Source organism: Iodobacter sp. (assembly GCF_025352645.1).
In the GTDB taxonomy this organism is placed as follows: domain Bacteria; phylum Pseudomonadota; class Gammaproteobacteria; order Burkholderiales; family Chitinibacteraceae; genus Iodobacter.
On the sequence record NZ_JANXSO010000131.1, the window covers coordinates 1 to 20,755 of the forward strand.

10 protein-coding genes are annotated in these 20,755 nt (G+C 50.8%); 8 read left to right on the top strand and 2 right to left on the bottom strand.

Going from position 1 to position 20,755, the window contains the following annotated elements; translation table 11 throughout:
- Both Q0R17_RS15170 and Q0R17_RS15175 read left to right on the top strand, forming a co-directional pair.
- Positions 1-122: P-II family nitrogen regulator (locus tag Q0R17_RS15170; protein WP_293936306.1), on the top strand; the 122-nt coding region annotated here is incomplete at its 5' end.
- A gap of 22 nt (positions 123-144) precedes the next feature.
- Positions 145-1,551 (top strand): ammonium transporter, encoded by a 1,407-nt coding sequence (locus tag Q0R17_RS15175; protein ID WP_293936271.1) that lies wholly within the window; start codon positions 145-147, stop codon positions 1,549-1,551.
- A gap of 951 nt (positions 1,552-2,502) precedes the next feature.
- On the opposite strand, the gene Q0R17_RS15180 is transcribed toward Q0R17_RS15175, so the two are convergent.
- On the bottom strand, positions 2,503-3,717 hold the full coding sequence (locus tag Q0R17_RS15180) for a multifunctional CCA addition/repair protein (protein ID WP_293936273.1): 1,215 nt from the start codon (positions 3,715-3,717) through the stop codon (positions 2,503-2,505).
- A gap of 86 nt (positions 3,718-3,803) precedes the next feature.
- On the opposite strand from Q0R17_RS15180, the gene cysK reads away from it, so the two are divergent.
- The 6 genes from cysK (at position 3,804) to Q0R17_RS15210 (ending at position 10,252) form a co-directional block, all read left to right on the top strand.
- The gene (gene cysK / locus Q0R17_RS15185) at positions 3,804-4,736 is read left to right on the top strand and encodes a cysteine synthase A (protein ID WP_293936275.1); all 933 of its coding nucleotides are present in this window, start codon (positions 3,804-3,806) and stop codon (positions 4,734-4,736) included.
- A 136-nt stretch (positions 4,737-4,872) separates the two neighbouring features.
- Positions 4,873-5,463, top strand: a complete 591-nt coding sequence (locus Q0R17_RS15190) for a TetR/AcrR family transcriptional regulator (RefSeq protein ID WP_293936277.1) — start codon at positions 4,873-4,875, stop codon at positions 5,461-5,463.
- A 240-nt stretch (positions 5,464-5,703) separates the two neighbouring features.
- Complete coding sequence (locus tag Q0R17_RS15195) at positions 5,704-6,861, top strand: iron-containing alcohol dehydrogenase (protein ID WP_293936279.1); 1,158 nt, start codon at positions 5,704-5,706, stop codon at positions 6,859-6,861.
- A gap of 1 nt (position 6,862) precedes the next feature.
- A complete protein-coding gene (locus Q0R17_RS15200; protein WP_293936282.1) occupies positions 6,863-7,774 on the top strand; it encodes a glutathione S-transferase family protein in 912 nt (303 codons plus the stop codon).
- A 17-nt stretch (positions 7,775-7,791) separates the two neighbouring features.
- On the top strand, positions 7,792-8,814 hold the full coding sequence (locus Q0R17_RS15205; protein WP_293936285.1) for an NADP-dependent oxidoreductase: 1,023 nt from the start codon (positions 7,792-7,794) through the stop codon (positions 8,812-8,814).
- Between the two features lie 334 nt (positions 8,815-9,148).
- A complete protein-coding gene (locus Q0R17_RS15210) occupies positions 9,149-10,252 on the top strand; it encodes an alkene reductase (RefSeq protein WP_293936288.1) in 1,104 nt (367 codons plus the stop codon).
- Between the two features lie 224 nt (positions 10,253-10,476).
- On the opposite strand, the gene Q0R17_RS15215 is transcribed toward Q0R17_RS15210, so the two are convergent.
- Positions 10,477-20,079: a heme utilization protein gene (locus Q0R17_RS15215; protein WP_293936290.1), complete on the bottom strand. Its 9,603-nt coding sequence runs from the start codon at positions 20,077-20,079 to the stop codon at positions 10,477-10,479.
- Positions 20,080-20,755: the final 676 nt, after the last annotated feature.

A 20,755-nucleotide genomic window follows, 5' to 3' on the forward strand; every position in this document is an offset into this window, starting at 1 on the left:
CGCTAGAAGTCATCGAAAAAGCCGCTAACACCGGCAAAATTGGCGATGGCAAAATTTTTGTATTTGATCTGCAGCACGTGGTGCGGATTAGAACGGGTGAAATTGGCGAAGCAGCCATCTAATAAAAACCGCAGGAGAGAGACGATGAAAAAAATATTTGCGGCACTCACCCTCAGTGCGACAGCAGCTCAAGGCTTTGCTGCTGAAGTGGCGGCTTCTGCCCCCGTCGCTATCGTAGATACCATTAATAAAGGCGATAACGCGTGGATGTTTATCTCCACAGCTTTGGTTATTTTGATGTCTATTCCTGGCCTTGCCCTATTTTATGGTGGCTTGGTTCGCTCTAAAAATATGTTATCGGTGCTGATGCAGGTGTTTTCTGTGTTTGCAATGATCTCCGTGTTGTGGGTGGTGTATGGCTACTCACTGGCGTTTACCGAGGGCAATGCTTTCTTTGGCTCCTTTAGCAAAGTCATGCTCAAAGGCGTGACTCCTGATTCGATTGCGGCCACCTTTAGCAAGGGCGTGGGGATTTCTGAGCTGATTTACATCGTGTTTCAAGGCGCATTTGCGGCGATTACCTGCTGCCTGATTGTGGGCGCGTTTGCTGAACGGGTGAAATTTGCGGCGGTGATGGCATTTTGCGCGATCTGGTTTACCTTCTCCTATCTGCCAATGGCCCATATGGTTTGGTATTGGACTGGGCCTGATGCTTATCTAACCCAAGCCGCTGCCGACGCGGTCACGGCCACAGCGGGTTTTCTTTTTCAAAAAGGTGCACTTGATTTTGCTGGCGGCACGGTGGTGCATATCAATGCCGCCGTTGCAGGTTTGATTGGTGCAATTATGGTTGGTAAACGTATTGGTTTTGGCCGTGAAGCCATGACGCCACACAGCTTAACCATGACCATGATTGGTGCTTCATTGCTGTGGTTTGGTTGGTTTGGCTTTAATGCGGGCTCTGCTTTAGAAGCTAATGGCGTGGCGGCGCTGGCCTTTATTAATACTTGGTTGGCCACTGCTGCGGCGACGATGTCTTGGCTATTGGCCGAATGGATGCTCAAAGGCAAGCCTTCGCTGCTAGGCGCGGCATCAGGAGCGGTTGCTGGTTTGGTAGCCATTACACCTGCTTGCGGCTTTGTGGGTGTAGGCGGTGCTTTGGTGATCGGCTTGCTGGCTGGTGTGGTTTGCCTGTGGGGTGTGCATGGTTTAAAACGCATGATGGGTGCGGATGATGCCTTGGATGTATTTGGTGTGCATGGCGTAGGTGGAATCTTAGGTGCAATGCTAACCGCTGTGTTTGCTTCGCCAGCGTTGGGTGGGGTGGGGATTTGGGATTATGTGGCGAATAAAGTTGCTGCTGATTATTCTATTTTGGCCCAACTTAAAATTCAGGCGATTGGTGTGGGAACAACGCTGATTTGGTCAGCTGTAGTGTCTATCGTTGCTTTCAAACTGGTTGATTTGTTAATTGGCTTGCGTGTTCCTGAAGAAGAAGAGCGCGAAGGTTTAGATTTAACAAGTCATGGTGAAAAAGCATACAACTTTTAACAATCATTAAAACTATTCCGGGGAATTAATATCGTGTTATTCTCCGGAATGTAGTATCAGTATGCTTTTATGTATTAAGGTTTGTATCAAGCCACTAATTATCTCTCCTAAGGGTGATTCGGTTTGTTTAATACAAAGCATTCTGTGAAAAGCCCGCCGAGCAATTGGCGGGCTTTTCTACGTGCACTCATTATTGATGCTAAGGTGTTTTGCTTAAGGGTAATGACTGGGGTGATTTAATTGTTGGTGGGCTAAATAAAAATTTAGTGTTGCGTATAAACTTGTTTAATATCAGTTGCTTATATTTGTTGTATTGTTTTTTGCTCTGTGGCCATTTGTTTTCGGTATTTATACATTGCTTATTTTTTGTGGGTGAAAGTTGCACCTATTTGATGCGCGCTTCTCAGTGTTGTTTTTGCTATAAGCGTATTCTTGCTATCGCCTAAATGGTGGCGTGTACAATTTGTTTTTTATGCAAAATATTGATTGCTCTGTTGATATGCATATTTGGTTTTATATTTGACTGAGCCATCATTAATCCAATGCCGTTCAGGCTGTTTTCCTTACAAAAACGCTGCTGATTATGTCTATTGCTCTAATAAACTAGGTAAATCATTTTTTAGAACCATACAACGTGCAGAATGGCTGAAATCCAATACTATTAACTTAAGCAATATGCCATTCGTAGGGTGGGTGCAAGCCCATATGCGCTAACTAAAGTTACATAGAGCCTGAACTGTGCATGAAATGGCGCTAAACCTTGAACCACAGAGGAAAAGCAGAGCACAGAGGACACAGAAAAAAGCACAAAACAGGGCTTTATTTTCTCTGTGGGTCTCTGTGGTTTAAGATTTAACCAGCTGATTCATATCATTATTTTTTTGCTTAGCGCACATGGGGTTGCACTCGCCTTACGATATTGATAATGAGTTTAAGTAAGAAACGGGGTATTTAATGCCCTGCTATTTTGCTTTTAATTGCCGCAATTCTGGCTTGTTTGATTTTTTCAGGAATCTGAGCTTTATCAGTACAGCTGAGGGCAATTTCACCGCTGTTTACCGTGTTGGCTGCAGCCAGTAGCTTGAGTAAGTGATCGGCTTGTGGGTAGTCGCAGTTTTCAAAACGGGTACGCCCACGTGCATCGGCAAGGCAGGCATTAAGCATCTCTTTAAAGCGTTCTGGCTTTCTGAAGGCATCGCAGCGCTGAAATACTTCTAGCACCGTAGCAGGGCGCAGCTGCAATGCCGTGTGGACATGAGTGTGCTCACGGCAAACTATTCTCGCTAAATCTCGGCAATCGCTGGGTACGCGTAGTCTTTCGCATAGGGCTTCAACCAGTGCCACACCGCGTGCTTCGTGGCCGATATGCCTTGGCAAAATATCGGCTGGCGTGATCGCCTTACCCAAATCATGGCAAAGTGCGGCAAAGCGGGTGGTGAGCGGCCAGTTTTGTGCGGCGCTGTAATCCAGCACCATCATGACATGTACGCCGGTATCCACCTCAGGATGATAGTCGGCACGCTGCGGCACGCCCCAGAGTGCGTCGATTTCTGGTGCAATACGTGCCAGTGCACCGCAGCGGCGCAGCATTGCAAACATCTTAGATGGCGTGTTTTCCATCAGCCCTTTGGCAAATTCCTGCCAAACTCTTTCTGCTACCAGATGATCTACTTCGCCACTGGCTACCATGCCTTGCATCAAGATGAGCGTTTCTGGCGCCACATCAAAGCCAAAACGTGCAGCAAAGCGTGCGAGGCGCAAAATACGTACTGGGTCTTCATTAAAGGCGGGGGAGACATGGCGTAATAGTTTAGCTTTAAGATCAGCTTGGCCGTTGAAGGGATCGGTGAGCAGGCCGTGTTCATCCTCGGCCATTGCATTGATGGTGAGGTCGCGCCGCAGCAAGTCTTCTTCTAAAGTAACATCTTCGCTTGCAAATACGGTAAAGCCTTTGTAACCATGGCCCGATTTGCGCTCGGTACGGGCTAGGGCATATTCTTGATGAGTTTTGGGGTGTAAAAAGACAGGGAAGTCTTTACCAACGGGCGTGTAGCCTTGTGCTTGCATGGCTTCTGCTGTGCTGCCTACTACCACCCAGTCGATATCTTTAACGGCAAGCCCTAGCAATCTGTCCCTTACAGCACCGCCTACGCGATAAACCTTCATTGATCTTTCCTTAGAATTTTTAAGCATTTTAATTGCTAATGATCCAGCCGTTACAATCAATCATCAATCTGATTTCAAGGAGGCTTATGAAAATCGCCAATAGCATTACCGATCTGATCGGCAATACGCCCTTAGTGAAGTTAAACCGCATTGCTGCAGCAAGTGGGGCAACGATCGTCGCTAAGCTGGAGTTTTTTAACCCATCGCATTCAGTAAAAGACCGCATCGCTGTGGCTATGATTGATGCCGCAGAACAAGCTGGCCTGATCGGTCCAGATACGGTGATTGTGGAGCCAACTTCGGGCAATACGGGGATTGGTTTGGCTATGGTTTGCGCTGCGCGCGGCTATAAGCTGGTACTCACTATGCCAGAAAGTATGTCTAAAGAGCGCCGTGCATTATTACGCGGCTACGGCGCCACGCTGGTATTAACCCCTGCTGCAGAAGGCATGGGGGGCGCGATTGCTACGGCAAAGGCTTTAGCTATTGAGCACAGCAATTATTTTTTACCACAGCAGTTTGAAAACCCAGCCAATCCAGAAATTCATCGTCGTACCACAGCAGAAGAGCTGTGGAATGATACCGATGGGCAGATTGATATCTTGGTGGCAGGCGTGGGTACGGGCGGAACCATCACTGGCATTTCAGAAGTATTAAAAGCGCGTAAACCTTCATTTAAAGCGGTAGCCGTTGAGCCTGATGCCAGTCCGGTGCTGAGTGGCGGCCTAAAAGGCCCTCATCCTATTCAGGGCATTGGTGCTGGGTTTATCCCTGGCGTGCTGAATACGGAAAGCTACGACGAAGTGATCCGCGTAACAAGTAGCGATGCCTTTGCTACTGCCAGAGCGCTGGCTACGCAAGAAGGGATTCTGGCAGGGATTTCGGCAGGCGCTGCAACTTGGGCGGCGATTGAATTGGGTAAGCGCCCAGAAAACGCAGGCAAGCTGATTGCTGTGATTATTCCTTCCTTTGGCGAGCGTTATTTATCCACGCCGCTATTTGAAGGCTTGCTGGATTAATGGTGGAATAGATTGGGTAGCGTGGGCACAAGGCTGTGCCCACGCGGATATTCTCCTTCCCAAGTCGTGGGCAAAAAAACCTGCCCACCCTAAACAATAAATAGACGACCGGTCTATTTTGTGCGAAACTGCACTCATGGCTAAGAAAAAACACGAAGATACACGCGAACATTTACTGGCAGTGGGGGAATCCGTACTGCGCGGCAAGGGCTTTACTGCGGTTGGTTTGGCAGAGATTCTGGCTACGGCAGAAGTCCCTAAGGGTTCGTTCTATCATTATTTCCCTTCAAAAGAACACTTTGGCTGCGCGGTGTTAGAGCGTTATTTCGCGCTTTATCAGCTGCAAATGCAGGCTTTAGAAGCAGAGTACGATTGCGGTAGCGAGCGGCTGATGCATTACTGGCAGGGCTGGTTAATGAGCCAAGGCGCTTGCCATTCTGCCAATCAGTGTATGGTGGTTAAGCTCTCCGCCGAAGTGGCTGATTTATCTGAGCCAATGCGGGAAGTCTTTAAGCAGGGCACATCAGATGTGATCGATCGACTAGCAAGCTGGCTGGATGAGCCGCGCTGCGATGGTGCTTTGTCCCCTGATATGGATGCTCAATCTATTGCATTGATGCTTTACCAAATGTGGCTGGGTGCAAGCTTATTAACTAAGATCCGCCAGGATAGCAGTGCGCTAGATACAGCAATGCAGACGACTTGCCATCTATTAGGCGTGAAGTAAAGTAGGGTGGGCACCCGTGCCCACGCGTTGCTCGATATGCAACGATTAACTATTCGATCTACTGTAGGTGCAGGGCGCATGAAGCTCAGCGTTCAATGGCATTTTGTCGTGTGGGGTTGTTTTATAACGATTTTTAGCCGCGTGGGCACAGCACAAGTAAATAAATCGGCAGCAATGCCGTTTTTTTGAACTATCAACTAGACGACTGGTCTATTTTTAACGATTCAAAAAGGATACTCAATGTTGCAATTCGAATTTTACAACCCCGTTCAAATCGTTTTTGGCGAAGGCCAGATTGCTAAGTTAGCCACTCTTGTACCTGAAAAGGCCCGTGTCTTGGTGCTCTACGGCGGTGGCAGTATTAAAAAAAATGGCACTTACACCGAAGTAATGGATGCCTTAAAAAACCATAGCGTTGCTGAATTCTCAGGCATTGAAGCCAATCCAACGTATGAAACCATGATGAAAGCCGTGGCGCAGATTAAGGCAGAGAAAATTGACTTCCTGCTAGCTGTGGGTGGTGGTTCGGTGATTGACGGCACTAAATTTGCCGCAGCTGCAGCCGTTTACGAAGGCGATCCTTGGGAAATTTTTACCACGGGTGGTCAGTATATTAAAGCAGCCTTGCCTTTGGGCGCGGTGTTGACTTTGCCTGCTACCGGCTCAGAAATGAATAATGGCTCGGTGATCACTCGCAGCGAAACCAAGACCAAGCTACCTTTTATGAATCGCCATGTATTCCCTCAGTTTGCGGTACTCGACCCAACTAAAACCTACAGCCTGCCAGCTCGGCAAATTGGTAACGGCGCGGTGGATGCCTTTGTGCATGTGGTCGAACAGTATTTAACTTACCCAGCCAATGCGCCTGTACAAGACCGCTTTGCTGAAAGCCTATTGCAAACCTTGATCGAAGTGGGCCCGCAAGCGCTGGCGACTCCACATGATTATACCGTGCGCTCCAACTTAATGTGGGCCGCCACGATGGCGCTCAATGGCTTGATCGGTGCCGGTGTACCGCAAGACTGGGCCACTCATTTACTTGGCCATGAGTTGACGGCTTTATACAATATCGACCATGCGCAAACGTTGGCGATTATCTTGCCATCCATGCTGAATGTACGCCGCGCCGCTAAGCGTGAAAAACTGCTGCAATATGCCGATCGTGTATGGGGTATTAAAGAAGGCTCGGAAGACGCGCGTATCGATGCCGCCATCGCTAAAACCCGTGATTTCTTTGAAGCCATGGGCGTTAAAACCCGCATGCGTGATTATGGTCTGGAAGTCAGCGCCATTAATGCTGTGCTTGAGCAGCTAAAAGCCCACGGTATGGTGGCCTTGGGCGAGCGTGGGGATGTGGATTTAGCCACCAGCAAGCTGGTATTAGAAGGCAGCTACTAAGATGCCAGCTGCGCTGATTTTGCATCACTACCAAGCGTCGCCGTACTCAGAAAAAGTGCGCGCTTATTTTGGCTACAAGCAGCTGGCATGGCAATCTGTCTTGATGCCGCCCGTTTTGCCTAAGCCCGATTTAATGGCGCTGACCGGAGGCTACCGGCGCGCGCCGGTGCTGCAAATCGGCGCAGATATTTACTGCGATTCGGCCCTCATCATTGCAGAGCTAGAAACGCGCTACCCTGAGCGAGCGCTTGCCAGCGGCCCATTGGCAGCACAAGCCGCATTGCTGGGAAGGCTATTTGATGTGGATGTGTTTTGGCGCGCTGCCCGTTATCTGATGGCAGGCCGCTTGGAGCATATTCCACAAGCCTTGCTGGATGATCGCATCGCCATGCATCCGCAGCTGCCTTTGCAAAAAGCGCAATTGCTGGCCGATCAGGCGCAACTAGCCATTCAGCTAAGTGCGCTGATTCAAAGCACCGATCAGGCACTGGCAGGAGCGGATTACCTCGGTGGTAGCAGCCCATGTGCAGGTGATTTTGCCGTTTACCATACGCTGTGGTTTTTGCAGGGCGCGGGTGCCTTGGCGGTACTTGCTGCGGATTGCTCTGCATTAAGTGCGTGGATGGCTAGAGTAGCGGCGTTTACGACGGTGGAAAGCAGCAGCATCAATGCAGAAGCCGCCCATGCCCTTGCCAAAAATGCCAAGCCGCAGGCGCTACCCACTATGCAGGATGGCTTATTTAAACGTGGCCAGCCTGTGATGGTGCAGCCGGAAGGCTATCCGCAGGAATCTGTGGCGGGTGAGCTTATGTATCTGGATCAACAAAAAATAGTGTTAGCTCGTCAAAGCGCTGCGTGCGGTGTGCTGCACGTGCATTTCCCGCGCATGGATTATGAAATTCGCGCTGTTTAATTTTTGGAGCATTCTTAATGTCATCAACAAAAAACCGCCGTATTGTTTTAGCTAGCCGCCCACATGGCGCACCGCTGCCTGCTGATTTTCGCTTAGAAGAACAAGCGATTCCTAGCCTTGCTAGTGGTGAAGTTCTACTACGCACGCTGTATTTGTCGCTTGATCCTTATATGCGTGGCCGTATGAGCAATGCGCCTTCCTATGCTGCGCCAGTTGAAATCAATGACGTCATGGTCGGCGGCACGGTGAGCCAAGTGGCAGCCTCGCAGCACGCTGATTATGCCGTGGGTGATTTGGTGGTGAACTTTGGTGGTTGGCAGGATTACAGCGTGTCAGATGGCACGGGCCTGCAAAAGCTAGGCGCAATGGCCTTGCCTTCACATGCGCTGGGTGTATTGGGTATGCCAGGCTTTACTGCCTATATGGGCTTGCTGGAAATTGGCCAACCTAAGGCAGGCGAAACCGTGGTGGTGGCCGCTGCAACGGGGGCTGTTGGTGCAATTGTTGGGCAAATCGCCAAAATCAAAGGCTGCCGCGTGGTTGGTATTGCCGGTGGTGCTGAAAAATGTGCTTATGCCGTGCAAGAGCTGGGCTTTGACGCGTGTATCGATCACCGCGCCCCCGATCTTGCCGAGCAACTGGCAAAGGCCTGCCCAAAAGGCATTGATGTGTATTACGAAAATGTCGGCGGGGCCGTATTTGATGCCGTGTTGCCACTATTAAACACCGCTGCTCGCGTGCCGCTCTGTGGTTTGATCTCGCAATACAACGCCACCAGCCTGCCTGCTGGGCCGGATCGCTTATCTATGCTGATGGGCACGCTGCTGAAAAAACGTATTCGCATGCAGGGTTTTATTATCTGGGACGATTTTGGCCATCGCTACGGCGAGTTTTTTGCCGCCATGAGCCAGTGGATTACCGAGGGCAAAATAAAATACCGCGAAGACGTTGTGCAGGGATTGGAAAACGCCCCGCAAGCTTTTATTGGGCTATTGGAAGGGAAGAATGCCGGGAAGTTGGTGGTAAAGGTGGCTGAGTAAGTTTGATTTTTGCTCCGGCTTTTTTCTGTAACACCCAAATATTGAAACACAGAGGGCAGAGAGAAAATGGAGTTTCACTGAGGAAAGTATTTTTTGAATTAGGCCCTATCAAATCTGACAATTTAGATTTTTATCATAGCTAGTGGCATAGGGCTTAAAAGTCCCCTTGAAGCACGCCGAGCCGATTATCCGTAGTGAGGGGCCTTCGTGCTTTTGGGGTTGCGGTTTTGCTTCCTTTCTTGGCCGTTCCAGAAAGGGAGTCCCTTGGGGGGATTCCCGCACCAAAATCAACGTGCCGCAGGCACTATAAAGTCAATTCAATCAAGGAAATCCTATGTCCGCAGATAAATTATTTACCCCGATGATCATCGGCAAAACCACGCTGGCTAACCGTATGGTGATGGCCCCGCTGACCCGCTCACGGGCTAGCCAGCCTGGCGATGTGCCCACTGAAATGAACGCTATTTATTACGCTCAGCGCGCCAGCGCGGGGCTGATTATCTCCGAAGCAACCAATATCACTAATCAAGGCAAGGGCTATTCCTTAACGCCTGGTATCTATACCGATGCGCAAGAAGCGGGCTGGAAAAACGTTGTGGCTGCGGTGCACGCCAAGGGCGGAAAAATGGCATTGCAGCTCTGGCATGTGGGGCGCATTTCTAACCGCCACTTGCAAGAAAATGGCGTAGCGCCGGTGGCTCCTTCTGCCATTCAGGCCGTAAAGTCGACTAGCTTTGTGATCTTACCGGATGGCACGCCAACCCGCGCGCCTTGCGATGCACCACGTGCGCTAGAAACCGCCGAGTTGCCAGGTATTGTGGCTGATTATGTGGCTGCGGCAGAGCGCGCGATGCGAGCAGGTTTTGACTTTGTTGAAATCCACGCTGCCAATGGCTATTTATTGCAGCAATTTATGGCGACGGGCAGCAATAAGCGCAGCGATCAGTACGGTGGCTCTATGCAAAACCGTGCCCGTTTAGTGCTAGAAGTGGTGGAAGCCGTGGTGGCAAAAGTGGGCGCAGATAAAGTGGGTATCCGCCTATCTCCGAACTTTGTAGCGCACGATATTATTGACGACGAGGCAGAGGGCATGGCGATGTATCTGGCGGCAGAATTTAGCCGCATCGGCGTAGCCTATCTGCATATTGCTGAGCCAGATTGGGCCGGTGGCCAGCCATTAAGCGATACTTTCCGTGCGGATTTGCGCCAGCGATTTAAAGGCGTTTTGATGACTTGCGGTGGCTATAACGCAGAAACCGCCAAAGCGCGGCTCGTCTCAGACACCGTCGACGCCATTGCCTTTGGTCGCCCCTTTATTGCCAACGCGGATCTGGTGAAACGCTACCAGCAGGGCGCAGCATTAAATACCCCAGATCAAGCCACATTCTATGGTGGTGCAGAGGCGGGTTACACCGATTATCCAACGCTAGTGGCGTAACCGATAGCAGGGTAGGTTGGGCTAACGTTTTATCAGCCCAACATTTAATAAAGAACACCTCATGCAATATTGAATAACAAATATAGCCGGTGCTACTTATTTTTTACCGCCAACCTTGCAGATAGAAAAAGTGCGTTATTGGTGGAGCAAATTGATTTGCTGTGCGAAGCAATGCGAAAAATCCGGCAATTATCACTTTCCATTCATACAGCCCCCTTTTGCGGTTATTTCAACGCCAAAATACCTTGGCTGTGTTGCTGATTTAGGGCGTTGAGTTTGAGGGTTGGGTCGCCGCTGGCTAGCATGCTTTCTGGCGCGCCTATCATATTGCCGTTGGCATCGAATAGCTTCATTAGGGCCGCCATATTGCTGGCGGTGATTTGGGCTGATGCGGCTAGTGGTGCATCGGATGGTAGTTGCAATTGCATTGGCTCTATCGTATTGAATACACCGCGTTTTTCCGCCTCGGTAAAGGCTGACATGGTTTGCACTAGGTTGACCACGCTGCTGCGTAAATCAGGCAGGGTAGCTAGTGGGGTAGATTTATCGGTAGCAAACCACACATCGGCTGCGGCGCGGCTTACGCCATCATTGGTTTCATAGCTAGATTTCAGGCCAATAAAGTTGCCATTGTCTTTCTCTGCACTTTGGCTGGCCCTAACGCCTATCTTGTTGATATCCAGCGAGATCAGTGTTTTAAGTTCTTCGGCTTGGCTAAAGCCATCGGCATTTTCATCAATCCATACTTTTAGTTCATGGAAATCTGCATCAAATTGATCCAGCTGGCCGTTGTGATCGCTATCTAGCTCGGCCAGTGCGGCATAGCCATCGGCGGCCTTGTTGCCATTGGCCATAAGGGTGGATGTGCCAAATAATTCTTTACCATCATTGATAATGCCATCGTGGTTTCTATCCAGCACTAGCAAGCCATCGCCTTGGCCTACCCAGCCGGTTTTAATCTTATTGCCATCGCCCAGCAAATCAAATTGTGTGCCGTTTTCTAGGCTAAGCGTGCGAACGCCATTGCCATCCAAATCAAGAATGATAGGGCTAGATGCGGCTAAGAATGGCGTTTGTGCGGTGGTAAAGGCCGCTTGTTGAGCGGCAGTGAGCGCCATCACTTGGGCGGAGCTGATTGCCTGTACTTGGCTGGTGGTGAGGCTTTGAATTTGCGTGGTGGTAAAGCTTGGAATCTGCGATGTACTTAAGGCCGTAATACCACTGCTTCTTATGACGGCTAAATCGCTGGTTTCTATCGCCGCTAGATTAGCGCTGGATAGCGCTTGTAGCTGGCTATTGGTCAGCACCGCAGCTTGGGCGGTGGTGAAGGCGACGACTTGATCGGAGGATAAGGCGGCAATCGCACTGGTGTTGATTGCGGCAAAATCGGCGGTTTCGAAGGCGGCGATTTGGCTGGTGGAGAGCGCGGCCATTTGGCTGGCGTTAATCACGGCAGCTTGAGCGGAAGTTAAGGCAAGGATTTGTGTGGTGGTAAAGCCCGTAGCTAGGCTGGCAGAGTTAAGAACTGCCACTTGATTGGTATTTAGGCTAGCCACTTGATTATTGCTTAGGGCATTGAGCTGGCTGCTAGAAAACACCGCCACCGCCGTGGTATTTAAGGCGGCAAGATCGCTGGTTTCAAAGGCGGCGACTTGCCTTGTTGAAAGCCCTGCCACTTGGTTGGCGCTGAGCGATCCGGCTTGGGCCGAGGTTAGCGCAATAATTTGCTCGGTAGTAAAGCCGGTTGCCATGCTGGCGGCGGTTAATGATGCAATCTGGCTGGTGCTAAGGCTCGCAATTTGGGCCGTGCCCATGGCGTTGATTTGGGCCGAGCTAAGCGCTGCAATGCCGCTGGTTTTTAGGACGGCAATATCTGCTACCACCATGCCCGCTAGGCTGCTGGGCAGCAGCGCGGCAATTTGGCTCGCGCTTAGGCTGGCGGCTTGGTTTTCGGTTAGCGCGGCAACTTGGGCAGAGTTGAGCACGGCTATGCCCGCTGTTTTGATGGCGGCTAAATCTGCGGTTTCTAGGGCGGCCATATTGCTAGCAGAAAGCACCGATAGCTGTGCGGTGGTGAGTGCTGCAGCTTGCTTGGTGGTGAGGGCGATGACTTGCTCGGCACTCAGGGCATTGGCAATGGCGGCGGTGTTGAGTGCGGCAATTTGGCTGCTGCTCATGCTGGCAATGTGTTCAGCCGTTAATACCGCGACTTGTGCGGTGTTGAGTGCGGCAATTGTGTTGGTCTTAAAGGCAAGTAAATCGCTGGTTTCAAGCACGGCGATATTATCAGCGCTTAGCCCGCTAATTTGACTGCTACTTAGGCTGGCGGCTTGTGCTGTGGTCATTGCAATGGTTTGGTCGGCAGTCAGTACGTTAATTTGAGCGGTGGATAGGCCAGCAAGCGCGCTAGTTTTAATGGCTGCAAAATCAATCGCCTCTAACGCGGCAATGCTGCTGGTACTGAGCGCGGCAATTTGGCTACTGAGCAAGGCGGCGGCTTGTGCTGTGGTGAGGGCAATGATTTGATCGGCGCTTAAGTTTGCCACGCCGCTGGTATTGAGTGCGCTGATTTGCTTGCTGCTTAGGCTGGCAATCTGATCTGGGCTAAGGGCGGCAAGCTGCTCGGTGGATAAGATGGCAATTGCGTTGGTTTTGATCGCGGCTAAATCACTGGTTTCTAGGGCTGCCATATTGCTGGCGGATAGTACCGCAACTTGCGCGGTACTGAGCGCGGCGGTTTGGGTGGATGTTAGCGCAATCACTTGCTCTGCGCTCAGGGCATTGGCAATGGCCGAGGTGCTTAATGCGGCAATCTGATAGCTCGTCAGGCTGGCGATTTGCACCGCGTTGAGCGCAGCCACTTGGGCGGTATTGAGTGCCGCAATGGCGCTGCTGCTGATGGCGGCTAAATCGGCGGTTTCTATGGCTGCCATATTGCTAGTAGTCAGTGCGGCAAGTTGGCTGCTGCTTAAAGTGGCGGCTTGCTGCGTGGTGAGGGCAATGGTTTGCGCTGCCGTAAGTGCTTTTATCTGGCTGGTGGATAAAACAGTAATAGAGCTGGTGCTCAGTGCTGAAAAATCGCTGGCTTCCAGCGCGGCAAGGCTGCTGGTAGAAAACGCGCTTATTTGCTCCGTGCTGAGTGCGGCGACCTGTAGTGAAGTTAACGCGATAATCTGGCTAGCACTGAGGCCGCTGGCAATCACCGTGCTGCTTAAGGCCACAATCTGATTGCTACTCAGGCTGGCTATTTGCGCCGCCGTTAAGGCCACACTTTGAGTGCTGCTTAATGCGGCAATGGCGCTGCTGCTCAGTGCGAGCAGATCGCTGGTTTCTAGCGCGGTGATATTGCTGGCGCTAAGCGCGGCCAGCTGGCTGCTGCTTAGAGCTGCAGCTTGCTGTGTGGTCAGGGCGGTGGTTTGCTCTGCCGTCAGGGCATTGATTTGACTGGTGGATAAAATGGCAATTGTGCTGGTTTTTAGCGCAGCAAAATCCACCGCTTCAATAGCGGCAATACTGGTGGTGGAAAGCGCCGCAATTTGAATGCTGCTTAGCGCGACAATTTGCTTGCTGGTGAGTGCCACGATTTGATCGGGCGTTAAACCGTTGGCGATGGCCGAGGTGCTCAGGGCAATAATCTGCTGGGTGCTCAGGCTGGCGATTTGCTCTGCACTGAGCGCTGCAACTTGTGCGGTGTTTAAGGCCGCAATCGCGCTGGTTTTAATCACAATCAGATCGCTGGTTTCTAGCGCGGCGATATTACTGGCGCTCAGCGCGGCAAGCTGGCTACTACTTAAGCTGGCCGCTTGCAGTGTGGTTAGGGCAATGGTCTGCTCGGCCGTGAGTGCGCCAATCTGTACGCTACTTAGCGCGGCAATGGCGTAGGTTTTAAGCGCGGCAAAGTCTTCTATTTCTAGTGCGGCAACCGCGCTACTGCTTAAGGCCGCTACTTGCGTGCTGTTTAGCGCTGCCGCTTGTGTGGTGGTGAGTGCCACCACCTGATCTGCGCTTAAATGGGCGAAGCCATTGCTGCTTAAGGCCGATAGTTGCTTGGTGCTGAGGCTGGCAATTTGCTCTTGGGTAAGCGCTGCCACTTGATTGCTACTTAATACGGCCATCGCCGTGGTTTTAAGCGTAGCTAAATCAGCGGTTTCCATGGCGGCAATGCCGGTTGTTGATAATGCGGCAATCTGGCTGGTGGTGAGCGCTGAAGCTTGGTTGGTGCTCAGCGCAATCACTTGAGCTGCGCTTAAATTGGCAACTGCGCTGCTGTTTAATGCTGCAATTTGCATACTGCTTAGTTTGGATATTTGGTTTGCCGTGAGCGAGCCCACCTGCGTGCTTGATAAGGCGGCAATGGCGCTAGTGCTGATAAATGCAAGCGTACTGGTTTCTAGCCCGCCGATGGTGTTTTCAGAGAGAGCGGCAATTTGGGCAATAGAAAGCGCCGCAACTTGGCTAGATGTTAACGCCATCACTTGGTTAATGGTTAAGCCATTGGCCAGCGCATCGGTACTGAGTGCCGCAATCTGCTTGGTGCTGAGCGCCGTAATTTGGCTAGTGGACATCGCGGCAAGGGTGCTGGTGCTGAGCGCCGCCAAATCTGTGGTTTCTAGCGCGGCAATCTGGCTGCTGCTGAGGGCCACAATCTGCATGCCGGTAAGCGCGGCGGCTTGGCTGGTGGTAAGGGCGATCACCTTATCACTACCCAAACTGGCAAGGGCTTGGGTATTAAGATTGGCTATTTGGCTGCTGCCTAAGCTAGCAAATTGCTCTGTGCTTAATGCGCTGACTTGGTTGCTAGAAAGCATCGCAATGGCGCTACTGCTTATTGCCGCTAAATCACTGGTTTCTAGCGCGGCCATTTGTTGGGTATTTAAGGCCTGCGCTTGGCTGGCGGTGAGCGCCGCAGTTTGGGCAGCGCTTAATGCCACAATTTGGCTGCTGCTTAAACTGTTTATTTGGCTACTGAGTAAGGCGCTGATTTGGGCGGTGCTCAGTGCTGCAATTTGATTGCTGGATAGCACAACCAAGGTAGCCGTGTTTAGCGCGGCGATATCACGGGTTTCTAGCGCGGCAATCAGGCTGGTGGAAAGCGCCGTGATTTGCGTGGTGCTTAACAGCGCGGCCTGAGCGGTAGTCAGTGCAGTAATCTGCGCGGTGTTTAAGCTGGCCATCCCTGTGCTGCTTAAAACCACAATCTGCTTGGTGCTTAGATTACTGATTTGATCCGTACTGAGGGCTTGCAGCTGATTGCTGCTTAGGGCCGCAATCACGCTGGTTTTAAGCTCGGCCAGATCGCTGGTTTCAAACGCAGCAATTTGGCTGGTGGAAAGCACGGCCACTTGGGCCGTACTTAAGGCGGCTGCTTGGTTTGATGTCAGTGCGGCAATTTGCGTAGTGCTTAGCCCTGCGGCTAGGGCGCTGGTATTGAGCGCCGCAATTTGCTTGCTCGTTAAATTAGCAATCTGATCGGTACTGAGCGCGCTCAGCTGGCTGCTAGATATTGCGGCGCTGGCAGTGACCGATAGCGCGGCTAAATCTGTGCTTTCCATCGCCTGCAATTGCGTGCTGGATAAGGCGCTTATTTGCGTGCTGCTTAGCACCGCCGCCTGTGCTGAGGTGAGCGCCAGTATTTGTGCTGTGCTGAGTACGGCGGTTTGGCTGCTGGATAAGCTGGCAATGGCGGCATTACTCAGCGCCACAATATCACTGGTTTCTATCGCGCTAATTTGCAAGGTGGATAGCGCGGCAATCTGTGCGGTATTCAGTGCGCTGGCTTGGGCGGAGCTTAAGGCGCTGATTTTATCGCTACTGAGGCTGGAGATGGCATTGGTATTGAGCGCGGCAATTTGGCTGCTGCTTAGGCTAACTTGCTGTGTGGTAGATAGCGCATTGAGCTGAGTGCTAGACAGCACGGCCATTCCCGCCGCTTGAATGGCCGCTAAATCCGTGGTTTCCATCGCGGCCAGTTGGGCACTAGAAAGCGCCGCTACTTGGCGAGTATTTAGCGCTGCCGCTTGTACGGAGGTCAGCGCAATGATTTGGTTGCTAGAAAGAACGGCTATTTGATTGCTAGATAAGCTGGCAATGGCCGCCGCCGTAAGTACGGCTAAATCGCGCGTTTCCATTGCCGCAATATTGCTGCTTGAAATCACCGCCAACTGGGCGGCGCTCAAGGCCGCTACTTGGCTAGTGCTCAGTGCCACAATTTGATCGCTGCTTAAACCCGTAGCAAGGGCTGCAGTATTTAAGGCAGCAATTTGGCTGCTGGCTAGATTGCTGATCTGATCGGTATTGAGTGCGCTAAGTTGGCTGGCAGATAAGGCCGCAATGCTGGCAGCTTTAAGCGCTGCCAAATCGATGGTTTCCATTGCGGCTAAATTGCTGCTGGATAATGCCGCCACTTGGGCGCTGCTTAAAGCCGCAGCTTGGCTACTCGTAAGGGCTACAACTTGGCTGCTGCTCAATCCATTGGCGATATTTGCGGTGGTGATGGCTGCAATTTGGCTGCTGCTTAGATTGGCTATTTGATCGGTGCTAAGCGCGGCAATTTGCGCGGTATTTAAGGCGGCAATGGCACTTGTTTTAAGTACGGCTAAATCGCGGGTTTCCATTGCGGCTAAATGAGCGGCGCTAAGAGCTGCGATTTGGGCGCTGCTTAAAGTGGCCGCTTGGCTAGTTGTTAATGCCACAACTTGGCTGCTGTTTAGGCCATTGGTGATATTGGCGGTACTTAAGGCTGCAATCTGGTTGGTGCTTAGGTTGGCAATCTGATTACTGCTCAGTGCCGCCACTTGGGCCGAGTTTAAAGCAGCAATAGCGCTGGTTTTTAACACGGCTAAGTCTGATGTTTCTAAAGCCGCAATACTACTGCTCGTCAGGGCTGCCACTTGGGTGGAGCTGAGCGCTGCGGCTTGCAGAGTAGTCAGTGCCACGGCTTGATCTGAGCTCAGTGCCCCTATTTGCCTGGTCGATAATCCGGCAATCGCGCTGGTTTTAAGTGCGGCAAAATCAGCGGTTTCCATTGCGGCTAGATTGCTGGTGGATAGCGCTGCCACTTGCGCAGTAGAAAGCGTAGCCGCTTGGGCTGTTGTGAGCGCCACCACTTGGCTACTATTCAGCCCATTGGCGATATTTGCCGTACTTAGGGCGGTAATTTGGTTGCTACTTAAATTGGCGATTTGATCGGTGGTCAGCGCCGCAAATTGTGCAGTATTAAAAGCGGCAATGGCACTGGTTTTAAGCGCCACAAGATCGCGGGTTTCTAGCGCAGCGATATTTGCTGTGGAAAGTGCCGCAACTTGTGCGCTACTTAAAGTAGCCGTTTGGATGCTTGTGAGTGCCACAACTTGGCTACTACTTAGCCCATTGGCGATATTTGCCGTACTTAGGGCGGCAATTTGGTTACTACTTAAATTGGCGATTTGATCGGTGGTCAGCGCCGCAAATTGGGCCGTATTTAAAGCAGCAATGGCACTGGTTTTAAGCGCGATTAAATCACGGGTTTCCAGTGCCGCAATATTTGCTGTGGAAAGTGCCGCAACTTGTGCGCTGCTTAAAGTAGCCGCTTGGATGGTGGTAAGCGCCACAACTTGGCTACTGCTTAAGCCATTAGCGATGGCCGAGGTATTTAAGGCTGCAATTTGTTGGCTGCTTAGATTTGCGATCTGATTACTGCCTAGTGCCGCGATTTGTGCGCTGTTTAACACCGCAATGGCGCTGGTTTTTAATACGCTTAAATCGCTGGTTTCTAAAGCGGCCATCTGGCTGGTGGAGAGCGCTGTCACTTGCGTGGAAGACAGCGTCGCTGCCTGAGCCGTTGTCAGTGCAATGATTTGTTCCGTGGTGAGCGCTTGCATTTGGCTAGTGGAGAGCGCAGCCAGTGCATTGCTATTTAATGCCGCAAAATCAGCGGTTTCTAGCGCGGCCAAATTGCTAGTGGATAATGCGGCGAGCTGGGCGCTGCTTAACACTGCCACTTGGGCAGAGGTCAGCGCAACAACCTGGCTGCTGTTTAGGCCGTAGGCGATATCGTTAGTGCTTAAGGATGCAATTTGGCTGGTTGTTAGGCTGGCAATTTGGGCGGTGGTCAGCGCGCCAATTTGGCTGCTGCTTAAAGCCGCAATCACGCTGGTTTTAAGCGCCACTAAATCACGAGTTTCCATGGCCGCCAAGTTAGCCGTGGATAAAGCCGCTAGCCAAGTGCTGCTGAGTGCCGCAGCTTGGCTAGTAGTGAGCGCCACAATCTGATTGCTGTTTAGGGCGCTGCTGATACTTGCGGTATTTAAAGCCAGAATCTGGTTGCTTGTTAGGCTGCTGATTTGGCTACTGCTGATGGCGGCCACTTGGGCCGAGTTTAAAGCCGCAATGGCGCTGGTTTTAAGCACGACTAAATCACTGCTTTTTAACGCTGCAATACTGCTCGTTGATAATGCGGCTACTTGGGTTGAGCTGAGTACTGCCGCTTGCTGGGTGGTGAGTGCCACAACTTGGCTAGTGTTTAAGCTGGCGATGTTTTCTGTACCAATGCTGCTGATTTGGCTGCTTGTTAGCGCGGCAATTTGGCTGCTGTTGATAGCGCTAAGCTGAGCTGTGCTTAATGCGGCAATGGCGCTGGTTTTTAGAGCGATTAAATCGGCGGTTTCTAGCGCGGCAATATTGCTAGTAGATAGTGCAGCCACTTGGCTGGATGTGAGTGCGCTGGCTTGGCTGGTGCTTAAAGCAACGGTTTGGGCGCTGCTTAATGCTTGAATCTGGCTACTGCTTAAGGCCGCAATGGCGCTAGTTTTGAGTGCGGCAAAATCGGTGGTTTCTAGTGCGGCAATATTGCTCGTTGATAATGCGGCTACTTGGGTAGAACTGAGTGCCGCGGCTTGCTGGCTGCTGAGGGCCACAACTTGATTACTATTTAGCCCGCTGGCCAGGCTGGTGGTGCTGAGCGCCGCAATTTGTAAGGTGCTTAGGCTGGCGATTTGCTGGGTGCTGAGCGTATTGATTTGATCGCTCGCTAAGGCGGCAATTGCGCTGGTTTTGAGCACAACTAAATCATCGGTTTCTAATGCCTGTAATTGGCTGCTAGATAGTGCTGCAACTTGGGATGAGGTAAGCGTTGCGGCTTGGCTCGTGCTAAGTGCAATGATTTGGCTGCTGCTTAGTGCATTGATTTGCTGGCTAGATAAGGCGGCAATCGCGCTGGTTTTTAAGGCAGCAAAATCTGTGCTGCTGAATGCGGCAAGTTGTGCCGTTGTCATTGCCGCCAGTTGCAAGCTTGTAAGGGCTGCGGCTTGGCTGCTGCTTAAGGCGGCAATTTGGCTGCTGCTTAACGCATTAATTTGCGTACTGGATAATGCCGCAATAACGCTGGTTTTGAGTACGGCAAAGTCGGTGGTTTCTAGAGTGGCCAGTTGGCTGCTGGATAGAGATTGCAGTTGAGCAATACTCAGCGCCGCAGCTTGATAGGAGGTCAGTGCAATCAATTGGCTGCTGTTTAAAGCGCTAAATTGTTTGGTATTTAAGCTGCTGATCGCCGCCGTGCTAAGCGCCGCTAAATCGCTGCTTTCTAGTGCGGCGATTTGCAGTGTTGTTAGTGAAGCTAATTGTGCGGTGCTTAATGCTGCGGCTTGAGTGCTACTTAGCGCCGCTATTTGATCAGTAGTAAAGCCTTGGCTAATTTGTGTACTGTTTAATGCGGCAATTTGCCGGGTGCTTAATTGAGCTAATTGGATAGTTGTAAGAGTAGCAATCGCAGCCGTATTCACACTGGCCATTTGGGCCGTGGTTAATTCTGCGATTTGGCGGGTGGTCATGCCAGTAAATACGCTCATCATGCGATCCAATTGCTGGTTATCAGAATGTGGCTGAAATGACCTTTCAAAAACATCAGATCCATCTCTCTATGATACAGAGGAATTTAATCTCTGCTTGAGGTACAAGATACGTGGTCACTATAGAAGCTTAAATATAAATTTTAGCCATTTATCGGCTTTAAATTAAATAACTTAAATTATTATTCTTACATAATAGAGTGCGGGTTTTTGTAAGAATAAAGGCTTTTTAATTGATGCCGCAGCTTGATGTGCAGATGAAATATTCTTTATATGGAGCTATTGATAAAAATTAAATTATTATTGCTATATGCTTGGCTGGTATTTTTTATGATTAATTTTTCCTGATTATGCCTTTTGCTTAATGGGCCGGTGTAGATAGATTTCTTGAGTGTTGGGCTTGGTTTTTAAATTTGTGCGGCGAATCCCAATCCAATCCTATCAACTTAAGATTTAACCAACATGTAGGGTGGGCAAGGCGGTTTATCTTGCCCACGCGGATACGCGGCGTGGGCAAAAAACGCGCCACCCTACAATGTTTTAAATGCTTGCAATAGTGCAATCCAAGTTGAAGCCTGTGTAACAATTAAAACATTCCCCTTAAGTTGATAGGATTGGGGTGAAACCCGCGAGTAATGCTGAAAAACGCGGGCTTTTAGCCGCTATATGATATTTATCA